This window comes from Rhodococcus sp. MS16 (genome assembly GCF_013277795.1).
GTDB classification, from domain to species: Bacteria; Actinomycetota; Actinomycetes; order Mycobacteriales; family Mycobacteriaceae; genus Rhodococcus_F; species Rhodococcus_F globerula.
In genome coordinates, this window is sequence record NZ_VBTM01000005.1 from 638,412 (window position 1) to 662,131 (window position 23,720).

General features: G+C 61.9%; 24 protein-coding genes and 1 tRNA gene. 8 read left to right on the plus strand and 17 right to left on the minus strand.

Annotated elements, in window-relative coordinates; translation table 11 throughout:
• The first annotated feature begins 43 nt into the window (after positions 1–43).
• From FEZ60_RS15705 to FEZ60_RS15720, 4 genes are read left to right on the plus strand one after another with little or no spacing between them, the layout of a single operon-like run.
• The gene (locus FEZ60_RS15705; protein ID WP_172936455.1) at positions 44–742 is read left to right on the plus strand and encodes a glycosyltransferase; all 699 of its coding nucleotides are present in this window, start codon (positions 44–46) and stop codon (positions 740–742) included.
• Positions 739–1,677: an acyl-CoA dehydrogenase gene (locus FEZ60_RS15710; protein WP_172936456.1), complete on the plus strand. Its 939-nt coding sequence runs from the start codon at positions 739–741 to the stop codon at positions 1,675–1,677. The genes FEZ60_RS15705 and FEZ60_RS15710 overlap by 4 nt, the downstream gene beginning before the upstream one ends.
• The gene (locus FEZ60_RS15715; RefSeq protein ID WP_172936457.1) at positions 1,671–2,429 is read left to right on the plus strand and encodes a PIG-L family deacetylase; all 759 of its coding nucleotides are present in this window, start codon (positions 1,671–1,673) and stop codon (positions 2,427–2,429) included. Before FEZ60_RS15710 ends, FEZ60_RS15715 begins: the two co-directional genes overlap by 7 nt.
• Complete coding sequence (locus FEZ60_RS15720; RefSeq protein ID WP_172936458.1) at positions 2,426–3,043, plus strand: class I SAM-dependent methyltransferase; 618 nt, start codon at positions 2,426–2,428, stop codon at positions 3,041–3,043. Before FEZ60_RS15715 ends, FEZ60_RS15720 begins: the two co-directional genes overlap by 4 nt.
• 11 nt (positions 3,044–3,054) lie before the next feature.
• Here FEZ60_RS15720 and FEZ60_RS15725 read toward each other — a convergent pair whose 3' ends face one another.
• The 4 genes from FEZ60_RS15725 to FEZ60_RS15740 are packed head-to-tail and all read right to left on the minus strand — an operon-like array spanning position 3,055 to position 6,434.
• On the minus strand, positions 3,055–3,933 hold the full coding sequence (locus FEZ60_RS15725) for a DMT family transporter (RefSeq protein WP_172936459.1): 879 nt from the start codon (positions 3,931–3,933) through the stop codon (positions 3,055–3,057).
• A 20-nt stretch (positions 3,934–3,953) separates the two neighbouring features.
• Positions 3,954–4,148: a Sec-independent protein translocase subunit TatA gene (gene tatA, locus FEZ60_RS15730; RefSeq protein WP_033235751.1), complete on the minus strand. Its 195-nt coding sequence runs from the start codon at positions 4,146–4,148 to the stop codon at positions 3,954–3,956.
• Entirely contained in the window at positions 4,148–4,819 is a 672-nt protein-coding gene (locus FEZ60_RS15735) for a Rid family hydrolase (RefSeq protein WP_172936460.1), read from the minus strand. The genes tatA and FEZ60_RS15735 overlap by 1 nt, the downstream gene beginning before the upstream one ends.
• Positions 4,820–4,853: 34 nt before the next feature.
• The gene (locus tag FEZ60_RS15740) at positions 4,854–6,434 is read right to left on the minus strand and encodes an FAD-dependent oxidoreductase (RefSeq protein ID WP_033235753.1); all 1,581 of its coding nucleotides are present in this window, start codon (positions 6,432–6,434) and stop codon (positions 4,854–4,856) included.
• A gap of 237 nt (positions 6,435–6,671) precedes the next feature.
• Here FEZ60_RS15740 and FEZ60_RS15745 point away from each other — a divergent pair, with 237 nt between their 5' ends.
• Complete coding sequence (locus FEZ60_RS15745) at positions 6,672–8,177, plus strand: APC family permease (RefSeq protein ID WP_172936461.1); 1,506 nt, start codon at positions 6,672–6,674, stop codon at positions 8,175–8,177.
• Positions 8,177–8,929 (plus strand): IclR family transcriptional regulator C-terminal domain-containing protein, encoded by a 753-nt coding sequence (locus FEZ60_RS15750; protein ID WP_092802675.1) that lies wholly within the window; start codon positions 8,177–8,179, stop codon positions 8,927–8,929. Before FEZ60_RS15745 ends, FEZ60_RS15750 begins: the two co-directional genes overlap by 1 nt.
• A gap of 3 nt (positions 8,930–8,932) precedes the next feature.
• Here FEZ60_RS15750 and FEZ60_RS15755 read toward each other — a convergent pair whose 3' ends face one another.
• The 4 genes from FEZ60_RS15755 to dcd are packed head-to-tail and all read right to left on the minus strand — an operon-like array spanning position 8,933 to position 11,573.
• On the minus strand, positions 8,933–10,456 hold the full coding sequence (locus tag FEZ60_RS15755; protein ID WP_172936462.1) for a hypothetical protein: 1,524 nt from the start codon (positions 10,454–10,456) through the stop codon (positions 8,933–8,935).
• Between the two features lie 6 nt (positions 10,457–10,462).
• Positions 10,463–10,645: a hypothetical protein gene (locus FEZ60_RS15760; RefSeq protein ID WP_033235757.1), complete on the minus strand. Its 183-nt coding sequence runs from the start codon at positions 10,643–10,645 to the stop codon at positions 10,463–10,465.
• 58 nt (positions 10,646–10,703) lie between these two features.
• Positions 10,704–10,988: a hypothetical protein gene (locus FEZ60_RS15765; RefSeq protein WP_095886885.1), complete on the minus strand. Its 285-nt coding sequence runs from the start codon at positions 10,986–10,988 to the stop codon at positions 10,704–10,706.
• A gap of 15 nt (positions 10,989–11,003) precedes the next feature.
• Positions 11,004–11,573 carry a dCTP deaminase gene (gene dcd / locus FEZ60_RS15770; protein ID WP_095886886.1) on the minus strand — a complete coding sequence of 190 codons (570 nt, stop codon included), beginning with the start codon at positions 11,571–11,573 and terminating at the stop codon, positions 11,004–11,006.
• Positions 11,574–11,783: 210 nt separating this feature from the next.
• Between dcd and FEZ60_RS15775 the strand changes: the two genes are divergently transcribed.
• Positions 11,784–11,857: transfer RNA gene (locus FEZ60_RS15775), tRNA-Gly, on the plus strand.
• Positions 11,858–12,188: 331 nt separating this feature from the next.
• Here FEZ60_RS15775 and FEZ60_RS15780 read toward each other — a convergent pair.
• The 5 genes from FEZ60_RS15780 to FEZ60_RS15800 all read right to left on the minus strand — a co-directional run bounded on the left by FEZ60_RS15780 (position 12,189) and on the right by FEZ60_RS15800 (position 17,911).
• Positions 12,189–13,514 (minus strand): replication-associated recombination protein A, encoded by a 1,326-nt coding sequence (locus tag FEZ60_RS15780; RefSeq protein WP_172936463.1) that lies wholly within the window; start codon positions 13,512–13,514, stop codon positions 12,189–12,191.
• Positions 13,498–13,893, minus strand: a complete 396-nt coding sequence (locus FEZ60_RS15785; RefSeq protein WP_202026117.1) for an MmcQ/YjbR family DNA-binding protein — start codon at positions 13,891–13,893, stop codon at positions 13,498–13,500. The genes FEZ60_RS15780 and FEZ60_RS15785 overlap by 17 nt, the downstream gene beginning before the upstream one ends.
• 59 nt (positions 13,894–13,952) lie before the next feature.
• Positions 13,953–14,327: an MmcQ/YjbR family DNA-binding protein gene (locus FEZ60_RS15790; RefSeq protein WP_230590280.1), complete on the minus strand. Its 375-nt coding sequence runs from the start codon at positions 14,325–14,327 to the stop codon at positions 13,953–13,955.
• 650 nt (positions 14,328–14,977) lie between these two features.
• Positions 14,978–15,745, minus strand: a complete 768-nt coding sequence (locus FEZ60_RS15795; RefSeq protein ID WP_033235406.1) for an SDR family NAD(P)-dependent oxidoreductase — start codon at positions 15,743–15,745, stop codon at positions 14,978–14,980.
• Positions 15,746–15,976: 231 nt separating this feature from the next.
• Entirely contained in the window at positions 15,977–17,911 is a 1,935-nt protein-coding gene (locus FEZ60_RS15800) for an FAD-dependent oxidoreductase (RefSeq protein ID WP_172936465.1), read from the minus strand.
• 271 nt (positions 17,912–18,182) lie between these two features.
• Here FEZ60_RS15800 and FEZ60_RS15805 point away from each other — a divergent pair, with 271 nt between their 5' ends.
• On the plus strand, positions 18,183–19,223 hold the full coding sequence (locus FEZ60_RS15805; protein WP_045066630.1) for an extracellular solute-binding protein: 1,041 nt from the start codon (positions 18,183–18,185) through the stop codon (positions 19,221–19,223).
• A 55-nt stretch (positions 19,224–19,278) separates the two neighbouring features.
• Here the strand turns inward: FEZ60_RS15805 and FEZ60_RS15810 are convergent, their stop codons facing one another.
• The 4 genes from FEZ60_RS15810 to FEZ60_RS15825 form a co-directional block, all read right to left on the minus strand.
• Positions 19,279–21,456 carry a 3-hydroxyacyl-CoA dehydrogenase NAD-binding domain-containing protein gene (locus FEZ60_RS15810; protein WP_172936466.1) on the minus strand — a complete coding sequence of 726 codons (2,178 nt, stop codon included), beginning with the start codon at positions 21,454–21,456 and terminating at the stop codon, positions 19,279–19,281.
• A 55-nt stretch (positions 21,457–21,511) separates the two neighbouring features.
• Positions 21,512–22,723, minus strand: coding sequence for an acetyl-CoA C-acetyltransferase (locus FEZ60_RS15815; protein WP_116104743.1), 1,212 nt, complete (start codon positions 22,721–22,723; stop codon positions 21,512–21,514).
• 189 nt (positions 22,724–22,912) lie between these two features.
• Positions 22,913–23,287, minus strand: coding sequence for a hypothetical protein (locus FEZ60_RS15820; RefSeq protein ID WP_021333780.1), 375 nt, complete (start codon positions 23,285–23,287; stop codon positions 22,913–22,915).
• Positions 23,287–23,667 carry a nuclear transport factor 2 family protein gene (locus FEZ60_RS15825; protein WP_045064290.1) on the minus strand — a complete coding sequence of 127 codons (381 nt, stop codon included), beginning with the start codon at positions 23,665–23,667 and terminating at the stop codon, positions 23,287–23,289. Before FEZ60_RS15825 ends, FEZ60_RS15820 begins: the two co-directional genes overlap by 1 nt.
• Positions 23,668–23,720 lie beyond the last annotated feature (53 nt).

Below are 23,720 nucleotides of genomic sequence, written 5' to 3' on the forward strand. Positions count from 1 at the left end.
AAGAAACACGGCGTGACGCATGGGTGAGGAAAGGATCGTCGCTATGACCATCGACCAGGTTCTTGTAGTAGTCCCCGCCCACAACGAAGCGATCGACCTCCCGCACTGCATCGACGCACTGCTCGAGGCCACGCGTCGGATCGATGTTCCCGTTCGGATTGTCACGGTCCTGGACAGCTGCTCCGACCGATCGGGTGAAGTGATCCCGAGCGGCATCGACGTCATTCGAGCACAGCACCACAATGTCGGAAAATCTCGTGCCACCGGATTCTCGACGTTCGGCACCGACAGTCGCATTGCGTCCGCGTCGACGTGGTTTGCCACCACCGACGCGGATTCGGTTGTCGGCCCGACATGGCTTGCGCGGCAACTCGAGTACGCGCAGAGCGCGGACGTTGTTGCCGGAACAGTGCGCATCGCCGACTGGGATGATCAGCCGTCGTCCGTCCAGCAGCTGTACGAACAGCGGTATCACGCGCATCCGATAGGTCGCCACGGGCACATCCACGGCGCAAACCTCGGCATCCGAGCCGACAAGTATTGGAGCGTAGGAGGATTCTCCCATCTCGAGGAAGGTGAGGACGTCGATCTGGTTCGCCGTCTCAGCGAGGACGGTGCCAGGATCGCGTGGGCGCAGGACATTGCAGTCACAACCTCGGCTCGCACGGATGGACGGACACCAGGCGGTTTTGCCGGGCATATACGAGAACTCGGCACCGAGACAGTGGATGTGGCGCGATGACACGACTACAAACGCTTCTGAAAGAAACCGACCTCTACCTGCCACTGCCGGGCAGCGGCGCAACGGCAGCACGATGGAATGCCCTCGCCGAACTCGCTCGCGAAAATGTCGTGCTCGGCCGAATGGCGGAGGCGCACACCGACGCGGTTGCGATACTGGCGGAACTGGACGGGCCGGAACCCGAACCTGGGCAACTGTGGGGCGTGTGGGCAGCTGAACCACCGCAGCCCGTGGTGAATGCCTCGGAGCACGTGGGCATCTGGACGCTCACCGGACGTAAGTTGTGGTGCTCGGGAGCAAATATCTGCACGCACGCTCTGGTCACCGCACTGATCGACGGCACACCCTCGCTGTTTGCCGTCGAACTCGGGTTGCCCGGCGTGCATCCGGTCCCCGGTTCGTGGAAAGCGGTCGGCATGGCCGAAAGTGATTCCAGTGCAGTGGACTTCGACGGCGTCCCGGCAATTCCCGTCGGCAACATCGGAGATTATCTGACCCGGCCGGGTTTCTGGCACGGGGCAATCGGGGTGGCCGCCTGCTGGTACGGCGCCGCCTGCGGTGTCGCTGACGCGCTGAGGAGCAAGGCAGCGCATTCCGAAGACCCTTACATCCTGGCCCATTTCGGGGCTGTTGATGCCGCGTTGACAGCCGCTCGGTACACCCTCGATGCCGCCGCAGCCGAAATCGACGACGATCCTTTCGACAAGAACGGAAAGGCACAACAGCGAGCACTGGCAGCCCGATCGATCGTGGAACGGGCGGCTACCGAAACCCTCGATCGAGTCGGGCGAGCTCTGGGAGCAGCACCCTTGTGCCTGGACGGCGACCATGCTGCCCGCGTTGCAGATCTCACCGTCTACCTTCGGCAAAGTCATGCCGAGAAGGATCTCGCTCAGCTCGGCCGTCTGACAGCACAAGGATCATCGACGTGGTGAACTCGAAACTGTTCGCGCAGAAGCCCGTCGACGACGGCGGCACACCGGAATCCGTGTGGCAGCAGTGGCAGCGACCCTTCCCAGAGCTCGATCTCTCGTCATGTAAGCGTCTGGTTATCGTGGCCCCTCATCCGGATGACGAGATTCTGGGCCTCGGCGGAACAGCGCTGATGGCGACGCGTTCGGGCATCGATGTTCAGATCGTCTCCGTCACCGACGGCGGCGCTTCACACCCCGGTTCTCCCACCCTCACGAGAGCTGAGCTCGAACAGCGTCGACGGGTCGAGTCTGTCCGAGCGGCAGAGGAACTCGGTACCCCCGTCCCGGTCCGGTTGATGTTGCCTGACGGAGACATCCGCACGCACAGCAACGAGCTAGCCGAGCGACTCCACGAGATTCTCGCCGAAGCACCAGACGGAACCTGGTGCGCCTCGACCTGGCGCGGCGACGGCCATCCCGACCACGAGGCAACGGGAACTGCAGCAGCGCAGGCGTGCGCCGACACCGGTGCTCGCCTGATCGAGTACCCCGTCTGGACGTGGCATTGGGCAACTCCGGAACACCCGAGCGTTCCGTGGGATCGCCTGCACACCATCACCCTGCCTGACGATGTGCGTCAAGCAAAAACCTCTGCGGTGCAACAGTTCACCACCCAGATTTTGCCGCTCTCCGATCATCCCGCCGACCAACCGATACTCCCGCCACACGCCCTGACCCGGCTGCTGCGCACCTATGAGACCGTATTCGTATGAGTGATCCGCAACTTCCACCCGACTACTTCGACAAGATGTACGCAGCTCAGTCGGATCCGTGGGACTTCGAAACACGCTGGTACGAAAAGAGAAAATACGCACTCACCACCGCAATGCTGCCCAAGCCCCGATACCGCTCCGCCTTCGAACCCGGATGTTCCATCGGAGTCCTCACCAAAATGTTGGCGGATCGTTGCGATGCGGTGATCGCCACCGACATCGTGCCGTCAGCGCTCGAAACGGCTCGTCGACGACTCGCCGGGTACAACGTCGAGTTCAGGGAATGGGCCCTGGGCGACGACACCTGGCCGGACGCCACCTTCGACCTCATCGTGCTCAGCGAGATCGGCTACTACCTCAGCATCGAGAAGCTCACCGAGGCGATGCAGCGAACCGTCGAACACCTCGAACCCGGTGGCACGCTGGTGTGCGCCCATTGGCGTCACATCGTGCCCGAATATCCGCAGGCCGGCGACGGCGTTCACTCGCTGGTGCGGCAGACTCCCGGCCTCGCGCAGCTGGCGACGTATCAGGACGAAGACGTCGTGATCGACGTACTCGTCAAGGACTCACGGCCTCCGCAGTCTGTGGCCAGGGCAGAGGGCCTCGTCTGACGCCGGAAATCTCAGCGGACCTTCTGCGGCACCGAAACCTCGCTGCCGGCCGCATTGCGGGCCAAGGCAACGGTGGCCGCGATCATCGCAACGACGGCGAGTGCAAGAACCGCGGCCACCTTACGATCCGCGTCGAGGTACTCACCGAGAACCACGAACCCGAGCAGCGACGCGATCACCGGCTCCATGATTGTTGTCGCCGGCAGCGACGCTTGTAGATCCCCCGCTTGAAAAGCTGACTGCTGCACCGAAGTCGCGACCGCTGCAACCGCGACAAGTGCATAGAACTCGAAGGACGTAAGAACGGCTGAAGGTCCGAGCGTCACAAGGTGCACAACACCTTTGGTGAGCACTGCAGCAACTCCGAACAGTGAGCCGCCCGCAATTCCGAGGAGCAATGCCCTCGCCGATCCCGTGCGCCGATGTGCTCCGAAAAGACACAGCGCGACGAACGGCAGCCCGATCAGCGTGATCATGACCCAATGGTGCGTTTCCGCTCGCGGTTGCCCCGGCCGCGGATCACCGACGATGATCAGCACCGCCACCGACGTGGTGAGCGCCGCCGCCCACAACCACTCGCGCGCGCTGATCGTGCGCCCACTGAATCTTGCGCCGAGTGGGAGCGCGAACAGCAGGGACAACACCAGAAGCGGCTGCACCAGCAGCAGCGATCCCAAGCCGAGCGCAGCAGCTTGAAGTGCGTAACCCACCATCCCGACGATCGTGCCCAGCCACCAGATCGGACTGTGCACGAGCGTCGTGATCGGACCGAGTGCACCGATGGAATCATCCGGGACCACTGCTGCGGTGCGCTGGCGAACTACTGTGCCGATCGCGATACAGACCGCTGCACCGATGGCAAACAACACTGCGAGGAAAGTGTGGGACACCTCGTCAGCCTCGCACAGGATCAGTACTTCTTGCTCGGCGCCAACTCGGAATCGAGTGCAAGATCGGTATCGGCCTGCAGTTCACCGACCTCGGACTTGAGAATCCGCATCGACCGCCCCAGCCCGCGGGCCGCGTCCGGCAGCTTCTTGGAACCGAACAACACCAGCAGCACTACCGCGACGATGGCCCAGTGGGTCGGGCTGAGCGCGCCCATCAGGCGGGTTCCTTACCCTCGGGGTACACCGCGTCGACCTCTACCTCGACCAGCCAGCCGGCAACCGGCAGTCCGGCAACTTCGAGCGCGAAGCGAGTGGGGCGAGCGCTGTTTCGTTCGATCGGCGCGATGGGTGCCGCGGTTCCCATCGGAACCAACTCCGTCTCACCGGAGTCGAGGTTCGTGTTGGCAAAGAACTGACGGTACGCGCGATTCCAGCCGGTGTAGTCGGCCTTGTCCGAACCGGGAGCGTTGTCGAGGAAGACGCGCATCGTGACTACGTCTTCGAGTGTCAGTCCCTGAGCTTCGAGATTGTCACGAATCTTCTTGAGCACGTTGATGCCCTGAGCCTCGGTGACTGTCACCCCGGCCGGCAGCACGCCGCCGGAGAACTGCGAGTCGATGTACGACTCGGGAGATCCTTCTGGTGCAGCTTTGTTTCCGGCCGACGGTCCGATGCCACTGGTCTTGTAGACCGCTGTATCAGCGCCGATGGCCACACCCTGTGCGATCATCGGATTGGCCTGTCCGGCTTCGAGAACCGACCTCGAGATGAAGGAACTGGTGGAGGTTTCCGCCTCGGCCGTTTCGGACGAGCACGCGGTCGCGGTGCCGAGCAGCACGGACGCGGCAAACGCTGCGGCAACAACTTTGGTGGTACGAGATTTCATGGTGACTCCTCGGAAGTGGAAGGTAGTTGAAAAGCTATGCGCCCTGCGCGACGCGCTGGTGCAGGTGGGTGACAACGTCCTGCGCCGACGTGAAAGCGCCGTGCTGCCAAGCAATTGCGTTGGAGAGGTGATCACCGGCGAAGTAGATGCGGTCGACGGGCTCGAGCAGTTTTGTGTATTCGGGAGTTGCCATGCCGCCGTGCGAATCTCCCGCTCCGGCCCACGATGCCCAGGCCGACTCCGAGTACTTGGTACGACGCCAGCTGCCCGAGAAGGAGGAGGAGATATCGCGGGTGTACTTCTCGCCGTGGATCTCCGAGCCTTCGGCGATGGCCTTGGCGAGGCGCTGCTTGTGCGTCAAGGATTCGAAAGCCTGCTGACGCTTACCCGAACTGTAGTACGCGACAACAATTCCGCGGTCGGAGTTGTAGTGGTCGTAGGGGAACATGATCTGCGAGATATCGCGGTCGGTGTTGGATGCGCCGCCGTAAATCCGGTCTTCGGTCTCCCACCAACGACGCGAGTACTCGATGCCGAGCTTGCCGGACGACGACGGCTTTGCTCCCTCCAGAGCGAGGAGGATGTCGGAGGGCAGGTTGTTGTTCAGGCGCTTGATCAGGTGCGGCGGAATGGTGCAGATGGCGTAGTCGGCGGTGATCGACTTGGCCTTGCCGTCCACGACGTAGTCGACGGTGACTCCCTCGGGAACGTTCTTCATTCCGCTGACCTCGGCACCGAACTCGATGTTCTCCATACCGATCTTGTCCTGGAACTTGTAGTAGATCCGGTCCATCCCGCCGACGGGGGTCATCATGGTCATGGCCTGGTCGTAGCCGAACTCGAAGGAGAATGCGCGTCCGATGCCGCCCTGGATGACATCGCTCATCCCGAAGGGCTCGATCTCGGTGCCGAAATTCAAACCGGCACCCGGTTCGACGGAGTGCCCGCGGCGCGACGATCCCACGTAGCGTCCGTCACTGCCCAGATCGCCGAAGTCCTTGAGGAACGACGACAGCGCTTCCTTGTCTTCCTTCGTGAGAACCTCGTCGAGAGCGCCTTGGTTGGTGGCCTTCTGCAGCAGCTCGGACATGTAACCGTAGGTGTCGGCCTTGGCTGCGCGGTACGTGATCGACTGATTGGCAAGGGGCTTGCTGCCGGTGTAGTTCACGAGCGTGTTGGCATTCTGGTTGCCGAACATCTGCAGCTCGACGCCCAACTCGCGGCAGTAGTCGATGGTGTTGTGATTCTGCGGGATTCGGGTGGCACCCAGGTTGTAGAAGTGACCCTCGGAGAACGTGCAGGTCTGGGTCTCGCCGTTGAGATCCGTCTCCTCCGTCCCGTTACGAATCGACCACACTCGTCCACCCGGACGAGTGCGGGCTTCGAGGACGGTGACCTTGTATCCGGCCTTCTGCAGCTCGTACGCCGAGCACAGACCGGCCGGGCCACCGCCCAGAATGACAACAGAATGACTGCCCTTGACCTGTCCGATCAGGTCACCCGCTGCCGGTGCCTGAAAACGTCGCGGCGACGCCGATGCTGCCGGCGCCAAACCGATGGACCCCATGGCTCCCAGCGCCAGGCCCGCGCCGCCGGTGAGTCCCAGACTGCGCATGAAAGATCTACGTGTGTACGACATTCAAGCTCCCAAGTGTGCGCCCGGCGACCCGGGTTGTTGGTGTGGAAACAACAATGGCTCGGCGATGGGTCGAGAACTTGTCGCGCAGGAAACAGTCCGTGGGAATCGAGTGAGAATCAACCGCCGAGCCGACACGCGCTCTCTCAGCCGGGTGCGATCAGGGGACTCACGTAGGAAACTTCTCCGTTACAGAAGTGCATTAGCGTCCCGCGCATGTCCGCACTCACCGAGGCCATCGCGCGATCGTTCACCACGCGCGAGAAGCAACCACCCGCGCGCTCACCGCTGCGCGCACTCGGGCGTCGCCAACTCTCGGGCGCCGAAGTACTGGCACAGTCGGTGGCAACCACAGCACCGGCTGTCTCGATGGTTGTGCTGCCGGTCACCATGCTGACACACGGCCACCTTCTGAGCGGGATGATCACGATCATTGTCGCGACCGTGCTGGTCACCTTGATCGCGTTCTGCATCTCCCAATTCACCAGACGGATGGCAGCATCGGGCGGACTTCACAGTTTTGCCTTTCGCGGGCTCGGCGCCCGGGCCGCTATCACCACGGGCATAGCCATACTCGTCAAATATGTCGGCAGCGCGGTGATGACCCTGTATCACGGTGGGCTGGCGGTCATTACGCTGCTCGGGTTCGCCGGCATACGCGTCCACGGCACATTTCAGCTGATCGCCCTGTACACCGTGCTCGCCGCACTCATCCTTGCGTGCCTGCTCCGGAGCGTCAGATTTGCAGCACTCGCAATCCTCGTGGCCGAAAGCTGTTCCCTGCTCTTCATAGTCGCGCTCATGCTGATCGGCGGAGATCAGCACGCACAGATCATTCCGTCCACGTCCGGCCACGGACTACTGATCACCGCACTCGCCGCACTCTTTGCGCTCGCCGGATTCGAGAGCGCCGCGTTCTTCGGCCCCGAAGCCCGTCGCCCACTGGTAACCGTGACGCGCACAGTCCTTTTCACTCCGATCATCTGCGGTGGCCTCTTCATCTTTGCCGGCTGGGCCGCCTGGACCGGACGCAGCGACACCCTCGTCAACGCCTATCTGCACGGAACCTCGACCGGTGTCAGCCCAGCCGTGGTGATCGCGCTCAACATCGGAATGGGCTGCTCGTGGCTGGCGTCGTCGATGGCGTCGTCGAACGCCGCGTCGCGCCTGCTCTACTCATTTGGTGTGGAGCGACTCCTCCCCCGTGCTTTTGCGCACGTACACAGCGCCTTCCGCACCCCGAGTGTCGCGTTGAGCGTTGTTGTTGCCACCGTGCTGGTCGGCGGTGGCACCTTCGCCCTGATCGGACGAGGCGTGTTCTTCGAAGATCTGCGCCTCACGGTGCGGGCAGCCGTGATTGTCGCCTACGCGCTGGTCGCGATCAGTTCCGTCGTATTCCTCACGCGCATCGGCGAAGACACACCCCGCGTGCTTGCCGCTGCGTCCTGTGGCAGTGGTGCGGGCGCAGTTGTCCTCGGATACCTGGTGTACGCGAACATCGTTGATCACACGTACATCGCACCGATCGCAGTGCTGGTGATACTCAGTTCGGGCACACTGTGGCAGTTCTATCTCCGTCGTCGCAGCCCTCAAAGCCTCCTGCACATCGGCGCCTTCGATCGGCCCGAAACCGAGGACGTACTTCCCGGCGCCGGAGTTTTCGGCACCGATGCCGCCGGCAATGTCGTGCTGGTAGGCGAATCCACTGCCGGTCCGCGCTGATGGTCGGTCGACCGCGAGATCTCGGTGGACATGAACCGAGAGCAGTCCAGCGCGCATTGGCATTGCTCGAATCCGCAGCGCAACTCGGTTCCGGCGCCACCGCCAAAGACATTGCGGCGCTGGCCGGCATTCCTCCCGCAACGGCCTACCGATTGCTCAACATCCTTGTCGCCGACGGCTACCTGGTCCGGATCGCGGATCTCTCCGGATTTGCACTCGGCCGACGCACCCGCGAATTGGCTGGAGCTGCTGCCGAACCCACCCCCGTGGACAACTCCGTACTTCTCGAAGAACTGCGCGAACAAGTGCGCTACGGCGTATATCTCGCGTCGTACGACAAGGGAAAGGTCCGGCTGATCGACCGCGATCCCGATCACGAACTCAGCGGTGAGCGCACTCTCGTGAGCGCGCTGCATGCGTCTGCCATCGGAAAACTGTTGTTATCTTCGCGGCCCGAACTGGCAGCTTCACCGCTCAAGAAGATCACCGCGCACACCATCACCGACGCCGACCACCTCGAACTCGAACTCTCCCGCATCAGACGCGGTGAGCCGGCGCGGGAGGTCGACGAGATTCGCATCGGCCGCTCAGCGCTCGCCGTGCCGATCAGCGACGGCCAGAACGGTGTTGTGGGCTCGCTTGCCGCTATCGGCCCGACCGGCAGATTGTCCACCGAGGACACCGGACTGGAAGCTTTGCTCCGCGACTATGCCGGCCGGATGGTCTCTCCATCGTTGTGCCGAGCGAGCTGATCATCACAGCCCGAAGATTCGTTTCACGAAACCGAGGTGTTCGTCGGCCCATCCGATGAGTCCGAGCGTCTGATCCAGATTCTGAGGAGGAGTGCGCACCAGCGTGTCTCGTCTGACGAGGCGATCAAAATCGACTGCCGGGGAATCGAACTGCACACCGGCGCCGGCCATGATGTTCATCAACTCTTGGGCCAGAACCCCGTAGGCCACCGTGGTCGGATGAACGCCGTCCAGCGAGAACAACCCACCCGACGCTCGGCCGCCCATACCGTCCGCGGCCAGGAATCGTGAATCCGGCACGGGTGCAAGATCAGTCAATGCCTTGGGCAGTGGGTACGGCGTCCACCACGACGGCCTTGCGTTGACGTCGTCGACATACCGCCTCGATGCGACGCGCTCGAGTAGCCCCGCGACGTCGAAGAGGTGCCAGTCCTTACCCACCCGGCGTGCGCTCGCTACCGCCCGCTCGATCCCCGTGTTGTACAGGTCGATCGCCGTATCAACACTCCACGCCTGCGCTCCCGTGATGTGCTGATCGCGTCGTGGATCGAAGTCTGCGTCACGCACCCACGGCCGGGCGTAGTACGGAAAATACCGTGACCCTGTCTCGACTTTGCCACCCAACCCCCGCGCGATCGGGGCGATTGTCACGTGCGGCACTGTGCACAGGACGACGTGCTGAGCGTTGATCTTTCGGATAGCGGCAAGCACCTCGGCGTACTCCTGGGCAAAGTGATCGGGCTGCCACACTGTGTAATCCCGTTTGCCATCCGGGTCCCGAAACTTGTTGCCACTCCACTGCACTCGCAAGTCGGTCACGGTCCGCAGCGCATTGTTCGCCCCGAGAAACACGACCAAGGTTTCGATGCACTCCTTGCCCAGTTCGGCTGCCGCGTCGAACACCGTCATCTTCTTCTCGGCATCGGACCCTCGCGGCAGGACTCGCAATGCCGTCCGCTCGCCGTTGTTCTCGACAATCTGGCTGAGCAGATCGTCGTGTGGTTGATGCAGTGCCGCTTCACAACTCGCAGCGGTTTTCGTCAGAGCGTCGCGCACATCCCACCCGTACACCGACAGGTTGTGATTGATCGCCGAGAACGTCGGCGCGACGCTACCCGGGCCACGCTCCCAGTAGTCCTCGACCTGATCCATGAATCCGCGTGCCGCGAATAATGCCAGCGGAATCTCCCACACGTCCGTCGAAGTTCCAAAGCGCTCTTCCAGTGTGCGCAGCAACAATTCGATGTTCAGCGGTAGCCCACCCGGGCCGCCGTAACGCGGGAATCGGAAGCTATCGAACCAGCCGAGTTGCCACGCGATGATCGACGGATACGACAGGTCGGTATTGAAGACAGCCCCACTCTGAAATCCTTGTGAGAGAGAATCTCCGATCACCACCAAACGGTGGCCCACCGGCCCGGCGGCCGGAACTACCGAAATGCCGAGTGTGGAATCAAATTTCGGAACACGAGGACCTGCTGCCGCAGCCTCGACCACATCGGCCGGAGTGTCGGACGGCAGTTCCATGGCCGATCACTTCTCGGTCTCGGGATCGGTTTCCGTTTCGATCGACCTGGCCAGCTCGGCAGACCAGTCCTGATCGCGGATTTCGAAATCAGCGCGGTCGCGTCGGGCGATGGCTTTACCCCAGATAATGGCGATAGGTACGGCGCAGGCCACCCAGAGGATCAGTCCGCCGACAACAATCCACCACATAACCTGCAATTATGCCCGGTTTGGGGGAGATTCCCCATAGCTGACGTCTATCTGCCTGCTATCGCCGTCCGAAACGATTCCCACGCCTGCGATTACCCGCCACAAACCATCCCCGTGCCGCAATACCGAACGCCACGAATGAGAACAGATCCGACACGGTGAGGCCGTTCTCCGGAGTCAGCGACCACAACACTTGCCCTTCGAGCGGGCCGTTGAGCAGCAGCCACATCAGCGCGGCAAACGCCGTGGCAATCGCGCTGATCCGCGAAGGCTTGACCAAACACACCGTGCTCGTCACAAACAGCAGGTTCATGAAAACCATGCCGTAGAACAACGCAGTCATACGTGCGGTCTTCCGTCAGCCCCGGTTGAAGTTCAGGTACGCCTTCGACGGCGTCGGACCGCGCTGGCCCTGGTACTTGGAACCAGCCTCGGAACTTCCGTACGGGAACTCGGCAGCACTCGACAGCTTGAGCAGGCAGAGTTGACCGATCTTCATTCCCGGCCACAGCGTGATCGGAAGATTCGCGACATTCGACAGTTCCAACGTGATGTGGCCGCTGAATCCCGGATCGATGAATCCAGCAGTCGAGTGGGTCAGCAGGCCCAGACGGCCCAAGCTCGACTTGCCTTCCAAGCGGCCGGCAAGGTCGTTGGGCAGCGAGCACACTTCGAGCGTCGAACCGAGGACAAACTCACCGGGGTGCAGCACAAAAGGCTCACCCTCCGCGGGCTCGACCAGGCTCGTCAGCTCGTCCTGGCGCTGCGCCGGGTCGATGTGCGTGTATCGCGTGTTGTTGAAAACCCGAAACAAACCGTCCAGGCGCACGTCGACGCTCGACGGTTGAACCATCGAATCGTCGAACGGGTCGATGCCCAGGCGTCCAACTGAAATTTCGGCACGGATGTCACGATCGGAGAGCAGCACACGTAGAGGCTACCGGTTCACCACTTCAGCGCAGACCAATCACCAGGCAGATCACACAATGCTGTGACGAACAGCTCGGGTTCTTGTGTCGCGAGAAATCGAGCGTGAGCACTAGTTGCCGGGCGGGGCTCCCACACATCGGAAATGGCGTCTGATAACCTTCGGAAAGCACGTTGATCGGGGGCGAAAACCCCTCCGACCGGCTGCGACGCCGATGTAGTTCAATGGTAGAACATCAGCTTCCCAAGCTGAATACGCGGGTTCGATTCCCGTCATCGGCTCCATCTATGAATCGGGACCAATCGTTCCTCTGCGAACCGTCGCCGCCACGCAACAGCCGGCATCAGATTCGCCTGCACACCACGGTGTCTCGAGCTCAGAATGCCGCGCAGTCGGTCGGACTCGATTTGCTCTGACACAGGTGAGAAATCGAGAGCTTTCGAATCGCAATCAGGCTATATGTGCCCACATGCTGATCGGTTCGAGACAACGCAGACGGGAGAAAAGCTTCAAACAATCGGGTTGGCCGGGACGCAGAGCGGTTAAACGACGTTCGCCATGGCGATACTCTCGACATCTCCTGCGATAGATCGGTCCGCGAACCTTGTTGTCGCGCTAAGTACGGTCCTTCCGATCCGGGTTTTCGCGGAGTTGTTCCCACTGGCGGAGCCGGTCGGCGATGATGTGTTCGTAACCGTTGTCGGTGGGTTCGTAGAACCGTTGACGCGCCATGCCGTCAGGGAAATAGTTTTGGCCCGAGAATCCTGTTGCGGTCTCGGGGTCGTACTCGTAACCCGCTCCGTATCCGAGGGACTTCATCAGACCTGTAGGGGCGTTGAGGATATGTGCGGGCGGCGGGAGGGATCCGGACCCCTTCGCCGCTCGCATCGCCCGGCTCAGGCCCCGGTATACCGCGATCGACTTCGGCGCGGTCGCAAGGTATACAACGGCTTGTGCAATGGCGAGTTCCCCTTCGGGAGAGCCGAGCCGCTCGTAGACATCCCATGCCGCAAGCGTCTGATGCACTGCGTGCGGATCGGCGATCGCGATGTCTTCATTGGCGAACCGCACGAGTCGCCGCGCGATGTAGAGCGGGTCCTCACCGCCGTCGAGCATGCGCGCCAGCCAATACAACGCAGCATCAGGGTCTGATCCGCGCATGGATTTGTGGAGGGCGGAGATGAGGTTGTAGTGCCCTTCTTGCGACTTGTCGTACAGTGGCGCTCGTTTGTGCACCACCTGTGCCAGGCCGGCGGTGTCCAGCGGCGCGCTCTCCGGTGGCAGGGTGAGGAGTTGTTCGACGAGGTTCAGCAGGTAACGACCATCACCGTCGGCCATAGCGATCAAGGCCTCCGCAGCCCCCGTATCCACCGGGAGCGTGCGGCCGGTGAGCTGCTCGGCGCGATCTACGAGGGTGCGCAACGCCGACTCGTCGAGCCGCTTGAGGACGAAAACCTGGCACCGAGAGAGCAAAGCGCCGTTGAGCTCGAAGCTGGGATTTTCGGTCGTCGCTCCGACCAACACAATCGTCCCGTCTTCGACGTACGGAAGAAACGAATCCTGCTGAGCGCGATTGAAGCGGTGAATCTCGTCGACGAACAGCAGGGTGCCCTGCCCGATCTCTCGCCGCTTGCTCGCCGCTGTGAACACCTTACGAAGGTCCGCAACCCCGGAGAACGTCGCCGACAACGGCTCGAACATCAGATCTGTGCGTTCGGCGAGAAGCCTTGCGATTGTGGTCTTCCCACATCCGGGCGGCCCCCACAAAATCGTGGAAGACAGTTTTCCCTGTTCGATCATTCGCCCGATCGGGGCGTCCGGGCCAAGCACATGCCCCTGGCCGACGACATCCTCGAGTTGCGTGGGACGGAGACGATCTGCGAGCGGGCGTGAGGTGTCATCGACCTCGAACAGCGACGCCGCGTCAGGATCTTTCGTCATCGCTGTCCTCTTTTCTCTGGCTGTCGGCCGCGCCCGCCGATCTGATTCCGGTTTGCTTCAGGTCTTCGATGCTCGGGCGCAATAACGTTCGCTGGGAGGCTGGAAGCTGCTCGGTCACCAATTCGTAGGAGTTGTGGACGAGTCTCTCGGCCAGCGAGGCAGTCACCGATTCTCCAGACCCAACGGACACCCAATGACGTTTGTCGAAATAACGTCCTCGCTCGATAGTGTCGTGTTCACCGATCAGGGCCGCCCCATGAGCAGGATCGACCTTCACAGTGATGATCGGCTCGCCCGGATCCTGCGTGACGACAAGGAACACGCGTCCGGCGACTTTGAAAACCAGCAGATGCTCGGTGAACGGGTATCCCTCCGTCACCCCCGGCAGCCCCTGGGCGGTAGTGCAGGCGAGCCGCTGTAACCGGGGCCCAGTCAGACTCACCCGTGTCGTCCGAACGTGTCGGGGTCGACCGGCCGCTCCCGCTTGGGTAACTTCTCGACAACCAACAGATACGACTCTACGACCAAATCGTCGACAAGCCCGGCATCGACAGAACCTCCCGGGTGAACGGTGATCCAGTGCTGCTTGTTCATGTGATAGCCCGCGGTGATATCCGTGTGCGACTGCCGGAGTGTTTCCCCGTCCGCGGGTGCTGCCTTGACGATCACGATCGGCTCCCCGGTCACCTCGGTCTGCAACATGAACACCTTCCCGCATACCTTCCACACCTTCCAGTCCTCCCCGAACGGATACGTCAGCTCCGCGCCCGGCAGTTCCGTCGTGCGGGCTGCAGCTCGCTCCTGAAGTTCCATACCCTGCACCATTACCCTCCCACCTGAATGTACGTACAAACGTACGCACCAGCGCCGACACACTTACACCGATGCGATCGCCCACGCCCAAGACGAGAAAGAGGTTCGCGAGATCCTGGTCGACGCAATCTGCGGGGACAGCCGAGCCACCGAACGAGACCTGCGACCAGCGCGCGAAATGTACGCCTACGGATCAATCAGTTCCGGAGTAGGCGACCTGATTCGGCACCCACGGCGTCAGACGCCAGCGGGACGTGCTGGTTTCCTATCTCGAATAATTGCGGAACTTCCTGTTGGGGAGCTTCTTTGAAGATGGCAATGGGCCGGGAATGATGTGAGAGGTTTTTCGGTTACGTCTCTGCGAACGGACCTCGAGTCACTGCGCGAACTGATGCACCTGTTGATCGTGATCAGTGGTGCAGGTGCTAAGCCCAGACACTCCCACCTCCCGCCCGAAGGGAGGGTCGTGTTGTCAGCACAGCTCACAGCAACAAAAAAACTACGCCAGCAGTGTTATGCGCACCCATGCACGCGACACTGCTGGCAGCCCGAGAAGCACATCGCTGTCGTCTTAGCGTCGTACGGCTCGATGTTGAAAATATGAGGGCCACTGCAGGTTTCCCCGACAGTAACCCCTAGCTGCCCTAGGGTCAGCGCGGTGTCATGCGGAGAGCGCCGTCCATGCGGATGGTCTCGCCGTTGAGGTAGTCGTGCTCGACGATCATCTGAGCGAGCTGCGCGTACTCGGACGGCTGGCCCAGACGCGACGGGAACGGAACGCCGGCTTCGAGGCCCTTGCGGTACTCGTCGGTGACGCCCGCGAGCATCGGGGTGTCGATGATGCCGGGAGCTATCGTGTTGACGCGGATGCCGAACTGAGCCAGGTCGCGGGCAGCCGGAACCGTCATGCCGTGCACGCCGCCCTTGGATGCGGAGTAGGCGATCTGTCCGATCTGGCCTTCGAATGCGGCAACAGATGCGGTGTTGATGACAACCCCGCGCTGGCCCGAGTCGTCGACGGTATCTGTCTTGGCAATGGCGTCGGCCGCCAGGCGCATGACGTTGAAGGTGCCGAGCAGGTTCACAGTGATGACCGTGCGGAAAAGCTCGAGGTCATGCGGGCCGTTCTTGGACAGGATGCGTCCGGCCCAGCCGACGCCGGCGCAGTTGACGACGATTCGCAGCGGAGAGCCGGATTCGACGATCTGGTTGATGGCAGCTTCGACCTCTTCGCCGCTGGTCACGTCGGTGGGGATGAGGGTGACACCGGCGGGGACATTGTCGCCGGCGCGTTCGATCGATGCGGGCAGATCCAGGCCGAAGACGGTGGCGCCGGCATCGGCGAGGCGCTTGGCCGTAGCTGCTCCCAGTCCGGAAGCTGCTCCGGTGACCAGTGCTGCGGTTCCCTTGATTTCCACGTCGTATGCACTCTTCTCTTCTCAATAGATCGAAAATGACTGGTTGTTGAGTTCTACTTGCGCACGTCAGTGTTGGACTGGGTTGACGCGTTACCCAAAACTGACTGCAGTGTGTGCGAATCCTGTTGGCACTAGCGGTAATACCGCCTCACCGACGAATCGGCCCCGCGATCACGCTCGCCTCGCAGTAAGGGCGGAGCGATGATGTCATGGACCTCCGTGGAAGTACCTCTACAATTCCGCACCGGCGCGGTACCCCTCCGCGATGGCATGACTCAATCGACGGGGAGTTACGCAGTCACCGATAATGCTGACTGCTCTGCTGGGTTCCAAGCCCAGGGATGACACCGGAACTCGCGGCTGATGCCAGACGGTCAGCACATCGTCAAACGTGACGTCACCGCTTCCGAAAACAGAGCGCAGGAACAGCGGGGCCGAGGAACTATCGGGAATCACCAACGAGTGACCGACTTTGAATTCGACCCCCGCGTTGCCGAGTCGACTCAGCAACGGACCCACGCTTTCAGCCGGAACTCTGGAGGCCAGAGCGGTCAATGCAGTGGCAATCGTAACGCTCCAGCCCTGCTGGGCAAGCGCTTCGGCCGCGCTGTACGCCGGCCAGAACCCGTCGCCCTCGTCGTAAACGACCGCGCGACGACTCTCGACCTCGGGCACCCGGCCAAGGAGAACATCGTCAATCGTCGCGACGGGCCGCCCGCGCAAACCGATCGGCAACTCCGCCGGCCGTGATCCGGTGGCCACGATGACGTGGTCGGCCGATGAGTGGATGTCTGCGAGGTCGTCGACGTCGATTCCGGCAGCGAGGTTGATGTCGACCCTGAGCCGCTTGAGTTCTCGCGCAAGGTAATCGACGATGTCGATCAGGGTGGCGCGATGTGGGGCGGCTGCGGCAACACGGACGGCGCCACCGAGAACGGTGTCCTGCTCGAACAATGTGACACGATGCCCGCGGCCGGCAGCGACGCGTGCGGCCTCGAGTCCGGCCGGCCCGCCGCCGATGACAAAAACTTCCTTGACGCGCGGGGAGACGGCACCGATACCCGGATGCCGGCCGCGTCCGACTTCGGCATTGACCGCGCAGTGTAGATGCGGGTCGAAGGCGCGGCAATCCTGATTGATGCCAAGACAGCCACGGATCTCGTCGAGGCGGCCGGTCTGCGACTTGATCGGCAGGTCGGGATCGGCGATCAGCGCCCGAGCCATACCCACCATGTCGACGTGACCGGACTTGATCGCGTGATCGGCGGCGGCGGCGTCGCGGATGCGCTGGCCGACGAGGGTGGGAATACCGGTGGCGGCCCGCACTTTCGATGCGGACGGAATTGCGACTCCATCTTCACTGGTGGAGTCCTTGACGTATTTGCCGCGGGTGCCGTGCGTGATGGAGAAGTAATCGACCCCCAGTTCGGTCATATTCTCGGCGATGCGCACGCAGTCATCGATCCGCATTCCGCCGGGGATTTCCTCTTCACCGCTCAGTCGCACGCCGAGGGCGAATCCGGTCGGCATGACGGAGCGCATTGCCTCGATCACCAAGCGGGGGAAACGCATTCGATTCTCGAACGATCCACCGAAGCTGTCGGTTCGCTGGTTGATCAAGGGGGACATGAACTGAGCAGGCAGATAACCGTGCGCGGCATGGATTTCCGCGCCGTCTGCGCCTGCCCTGACAAGATTCGCGGTCGAGATGCGCCAGCCTTCGATAATGTCTTCGATCTCGGTAATCGTGAGTTCGTGAGGGGGGTAGGCATCGCGCGGTGTCTTTATCGGGGACGGGGCAGACGGCGGCGCATCCGATTCGCCGCCGATGAATTCGCGGCCGAGGTGACACAGCTGACCGATGAACTTCGCGCCGTGACGGTGTATCACTTCGACTTTCGCGGCTGTGGCCGGAACGAATTCGTCGATGTACGCCTCGACGAGCTTTCGTGAGCGCAGCGTCGTGGTCGGGTGCACCACGGTGGCACCGCCGATGATCAGACCTACTCCACCGGCCGCGAGTCGCTGGAAATGTTCGGTGTCCCCATGTGTGGGGACACCGTTTTCGGCCATACTCGTACCGGCAGGCAAGGCCACCAATCGATTCTTGATGGTCATGCCACCGACTGCGAACGGTGAAAATAGGTGGGGGAATTCGTTACCCATGAGTGCTCTCCCAGCTCGCAACTACTGACATGGCGATCCTACTCTAACTGTATTGAATTCAGTTTAGCCAAGAATGGCGGCATCGAAAACCTGCGCGCACCCAACTATTGTGACGTGAGCCACATCATGGCATACTGCCGTCGTCAGCTAAACCGAGTTCAGGTCATCTCGAATGAATGCTGAATTTGCTTGTTCTCGAATATCTTTCGCGGTTCGACAACAAGATCTCCGGAAAATACCTATGACATACGAGCGCCAGAAGGGCACGTACATGAAGATCTTTCCCCGGTCGGTCATAGCGGTGACTGCGGCCGCCACGCTGATGGTGGCGGCCGCGTGCAGCAGTAACGAGACCATGGCAACGCTGGCCTCCGGCAGTTGGGACGACGTCGTCGCCGCGGCCACAGCCGAAGGTTCCGTGCGGCTTTACTCCACCCAGCATCCGGCAAACCTCGAGGCACTGCGGGTTGCATTTGCGCAGCAGTATCCGCAGATCACCTTGGAAGTTACGCGCGGCACCGATGTCGAGATGAACCCTCGAATCGAAACCGAGAATCGAACTGGCAAGGGCGTAGGCGACGTTCACATGTCCTCGGATCCGTCCTGGATCAAAAATGCCGCCGCAACCGGCGACTTCTCGACGGCGATTGTCGGCCCAGCCTTCGACAATCCGATATACGATCGCGCTCGAAGTGTGATCGACGACCAGTTCTTCCTGACCAGCGCGGCTATATTCGCGCTCGGTTGGAACACCGACGCTCTGCCCCAGGGGCTTCGATCACCGGACGACCTGCTTGATCCCGCACTGAAGGGGAAGATCGGGGTTGTGAACCCCGGCGGATTCGCGGCCGTGGTCGACGAGTACCAGTTCTTCGAAAAAAATTGGGGCAACGGCGATTTCAACGAACGGCTCGCGGCCCTGAATCCTCGAATCTACCCGAGTTCGCTGGGTATCGCCCAAGCATTGAGCTCGGGTGAGATTGCCGCAACCCCGATGGTGCAACCGCTGGTGCGGGAGATGGCGACAGGTGCCCCGGTGGACTGGGTACTGCCGGAGCCGGCTTGGGGAACGCCGTGGTATTCCTTGGTACTTGCGTCCGCGCCGCATCCGAATGCCGCGCAGGTACTGGCCAACTTCATGGTCACAGAAGCAGGGCAGAAGGCACTCTCGTACGGATACGGTAGTGCTCTGCCGGACATCTCGGGTTCGGTCGGACGTGCGCAGGATATCCCTCTACCGGACACCGCTGCGCTCACTCCCGAGCTGACCGGCAAGTTCCAAGAAGAATGGGAGCGGAGCTTTCAACGTTAGTGGTGCGATCTGGCCCGCCTCGGATCGAGGCGGGCCACCTCAGTGCTTTACTACTTCAGTACTTTTCACCCACCTCGGCCTTCTCGACCAACGACTGCGGTGGTTCGAAATGACTGCCGTACTTCGACGCCAGATCTCGGGCGCGGTCGACGAAACCTGGCAGCCCGCCGTCGTACTGGTTGATGTACTGGATCACGCCGCCGGTCCAGGCTGGAAACCCGATACCGTAGATCGAGCCGATGTTAGCGTCCGCGACCGATTCCAGCACGCCCTCGTCGAAGCAGCGCACGGTCTCGAGCGCTTCAGCGAACAGCATTCGTTCCTTCATGTCCTCGAACGGAATTTCCGTGGACCCTGACTTGAACGCTTCACGCAGACCTGGCCAGATGCCGACGCGCTTGCCGCTCTCGTCGTACGAGTAGAAACCGCCGCCGCCGGATCGTCCGGTGCGCTCGAGTTCACCGACCATCCGATCCATGACGGCGTTGGAACCGTGGAATGGAACGGTCTCGCCTGCGGCGAGCAATGCCCGCTCGGTTTCCTTGCGGATCTTCTGCGGCAGTGTGAGTGTCAGTTCGTCCATGAGCTGCAGTGGCGGTGCCGGGTATCCGGCCTGTGCGCCTGCTTGCTCGATGAACGTGGGGTTTACGCCCTCGCCGACGGCGGCCATCGCCTCGTCGAGGAACTTGCCGATGACGCGCGAGGTGAAGAAGCCACGACTGTCATTGACCACGATGGGGGTCTTACGGATCTGCTGGGTGTAGTCGATGACCCTGGCCAACACAGCATCCGACGTCTTGGCGCCTTTGATGATCTCGACCAGGGGCATCTTGTCCACCGGGGAGAAAAAGTGGATTCCGATGAAGTCTTCCGAGCGCGCGACACCTTCGGCCAGGATGGTGATCGGCAGGGTGGAGGTGTTGGAGCCGAGCACCGCTTCGGGTTCGACGATGTTCTCGATCTCCTGGAACACCTGGTGTTTGACTTCGACCGATTCGAATGCGGCTTCGATTACCAGGTCGACGCCCGCGAAATCGGCGGCGTAGGTGGTCGGTGTGATTCGGGCGAGGAGTTGTTCGGACTTCTCCGCCGTGGTCTTGCCACGCGCGAGCGCTTTGGCCTCCAGCGCTACCGCGTACTGCTTGCCTTTCGCCGCTGCGTCGAGCGAAACGTCCTTGAGCACCACGTCGATTCCGGCCTGGGCGGAGACGTATGCGATTGCGGCACCCATCATTCCGGCTCCGATGACACCCACCTTCTTAGCGGTGAACTTGTCGTAGCCGTCTGGTCTTGACGCTCCACCGTTGATCGCCTGCAGGTCGAAGAAGAAGGCGTTGATCATGTTCTGGGCCACTTGGCCGGTCACGAGCGAGACGAAGTAGCGGGTCTCGATCTCGTCGGCAGTGTCGATGTCGACGTACGCGCCTTCGATCGCGGCAGCCATGATCGCGCGTGGTGCCGGCATCGGTGCACCCTTGAGTTGCTTACGCAGGAGACTCGGGATAACCGGTAGGACCTGGGCCATCTTCACGTCAGCCGGTCCGCCGCCGGGAATCTTGAATCCTTTGGTGTCCCAAGGCTGTATGGCATCGGCGTGGTCGTGAATCCAAGCCTTGGCCGCCGGTAGCAATTCCGCCACCGAACCAACGACCTGGTCGATCAGGCCCAACTCCAGCGCGCGTGTCGGGCTCAAACGCGGGCCCTGCAGCAGTACGTTTGCCAGCGCCCCCTGGATGCCGAGCAGCCGTACGACACGGGAGATTCCGCCCCCGCCGGGCAACAGACCCAGGGTGACCTCGGGTAAGCCGAGTTGGTTGCCCTTGACGTCGGCCGCGATGCGGTGGTGGGTGTGCAGCACGATTTCCAGCCCGCCACCGAGCGCGACGCCGTTGATGGCGGACACTACGGGCTTGCCCAGCAACTCAAGTCGCCGCAGCACCTTCTTGAGTTCGTTGAGGTGGGTGGTGACCTCGGTGGCAGAAACCGGGTTCTTCGCCTGCGGTCCCCAAGCCTGCATGTCCCTGAGGTCACCACCGGCAAAGAATGTTCGCTTTGCCGAGGTGAGCACGACGCCGACGAAACTGTCCTTCTCGGCTTCGAGTCGGTCGACTGTCGCGGCCATTGACGACGTGTACAGGGCGTTCATCGTGTTGGCGCCCTGATTCGGGTCGTCCATCGTGAGCACGAGGACGCCATCGGTATCGAGCGCCCAGCCGATCATGTTGTCAGTCATTGATTCTGTATGTTCTTTCTCTTCAACAGAGGGAGGAGCGGACCGGGGTGCAGACTCAGACGCGTTCGATGACGGTGGCTATACCCATGCCGCCGCCGATGCACAGCGTGATCAGGCCGTAGCGTCCGCCGGTACGTTCGAGTTCGTCGAGCACGGTGCCGACCAGCATGGCTCCGGTAGCGCCGAGTGGGTGGCCCATCGCGATGGCCCCGCCGTTGACGTTGGTCTTCTCGTGCGGGATCTTCAGATCCTTCATCCACTTCATGACCACGGAGGCAAAGGCCTCGTTGAGTTCGAAGACGTCGATGTCGTCCACGGTCAGTCCGGCCCGCTTCAGAGCGAGTTCGGTGGCGGAAGTAGGTCCGGTCAGCATGATCGTCGGTTCACTACCGGTTTGGGCGGTGGCCACGACGCGGCCGCGCGGCGTCAGGCCGCCGCGCTTACCCGCGGCTTCGCTGCCGACGAGTACCAGTGCGGCACCGTCGACGATGCCCGAAGAGTTACCGCCGGTGTGGATGTGGTTGATCTTTTCTATGTTGACGTACTTCTGCAGCGCAACCTCGTCGAAACCGGTTGTAGCCGCAAGTTTTTCGAACGCCGGTGTGAGCTTGCCCAGACTCTCGACGGTGCTTCCCGGACGGCGATGCTCGTCGTGATCGAGCAGGACGACCCCGTTGAAGTCCCGCACCGGAACCACGGATTTGGAGAAATAGCCTGCATTCCAAGCATTTTCCGCGCGCCCCTGTGACTGTGCGGCGTAACCGTCGATGTCCTCGCGGGTGAATCCTTCGACCGTGGCGATGAGGTCGGCGCCGATCCCCTGCGGGGCGATGTACAGGTCGTATGCGGTCGCCGGGTCGGTGAAGATGGCGCCGCCGTCGCTACCCATCGGGACACGCGACATCGACTCGACGCCGCCGGCGATCACCAGGTCGTCCCAGCCGGATGCAACTTTCTGCGCCGCCAGGTTTGTGGCCTCGAGACCTGACGCACAGAAGCGATTGACCTGCGTGCCTGGCACCGAATCCGGCAATCCCGCGAGCAGGGCCGCGGTGCGCGCGATGACTGCACCCTGCTCGCCCACCGGGGAGACGACGCCCAGTACTACGTCGTCGATTTCTGCGGGATCCATTGCGGTAAAACGGGTTCCGAGTTCCTGGATCAGCCCGACTACAAGGTCGACGGGCTTGACACTGTTCAATGAGCCTTTTCGCAGCTTGCCTCTCGGCGTGCGAATGGCCTCGTAGATAAATGCTTGTTCACTCACAGGGATTCCTTTTGGTCATGACGGCTCAGTTGTTTCGGCCGGACAAGAGTGAGAGTCGCCGGCCGCATTGGCGGCGCGCGCCTGCGATAGAGATCGCGGAGGAGTGCGAGAGCGCGGGAGAATTACGGCGTCCCCGGGTAGCGCGGCAAGGCTGCGCTGTACCCGAGGTCGGCCTGGATGGAGCTGGAATCAGGAGAAGGACAGTTCGGGGGTGCGGGCGATCAGTAGGCGCCGCACCTTGCCCTCGCTGTCGAGCTGCGCAGTGGCGTTGAACGAAGCCTCGAAATCGCCGCCTCGAGTGGTGCGCCCGAGTGACAACTCGACACCGTCGACGAATGCCCCGGCGTCGATGTGGTGGATCAGAACACTCTTCTCGCGTTGCGCCAGGTAGGCGACGAGACCGTCGCGATCGCCGACGAACTCGGCAGACTGACCATCACCCTTCGAGAACTGAACGGACATCACGAAGTCTTTGCTGATCATCGTCAGCACGCGGTCCGGATCGTCGGAATCCATGTACTCGAACCACTGGATGAGCACTGGCGTCTGGTTGGTCTCGCTCATCAGCGAACTCCTTCGGCGGACGAATCGGGGGGAATCAAACTGAACTCAGCGTCGAAGGTCACCTGATAGCGATCGACGAGACCGGCGGAATCGACGTGCATGACACCGACGAAATAGCCCGTGGTCTTGGTCCCGTTTTCAGTCACCGACCCATGCAGGAAATGCAGATCTCCTTCGGCTGCAACGCGCAGCACCTTGTGTTTGCGATCCACCGGAGGGCGACCCGACAGGTAGTCGAGCATTGACGCACGACCACTCCCGTAGTTCGCCCCGGTGGGCAAGACCATGGCGAACTCCACGTTCTCGGCCAACAAGGCCACAGCATCTTCGAGTCGACCGCTGTCCACGGTCGCGTAATAGGTTTCGATCACTGAGCTCATGAGATGAACTTAGTTCGGTTCACCCCTTCTTGTCGAGGCCTTGACGCGCTAGT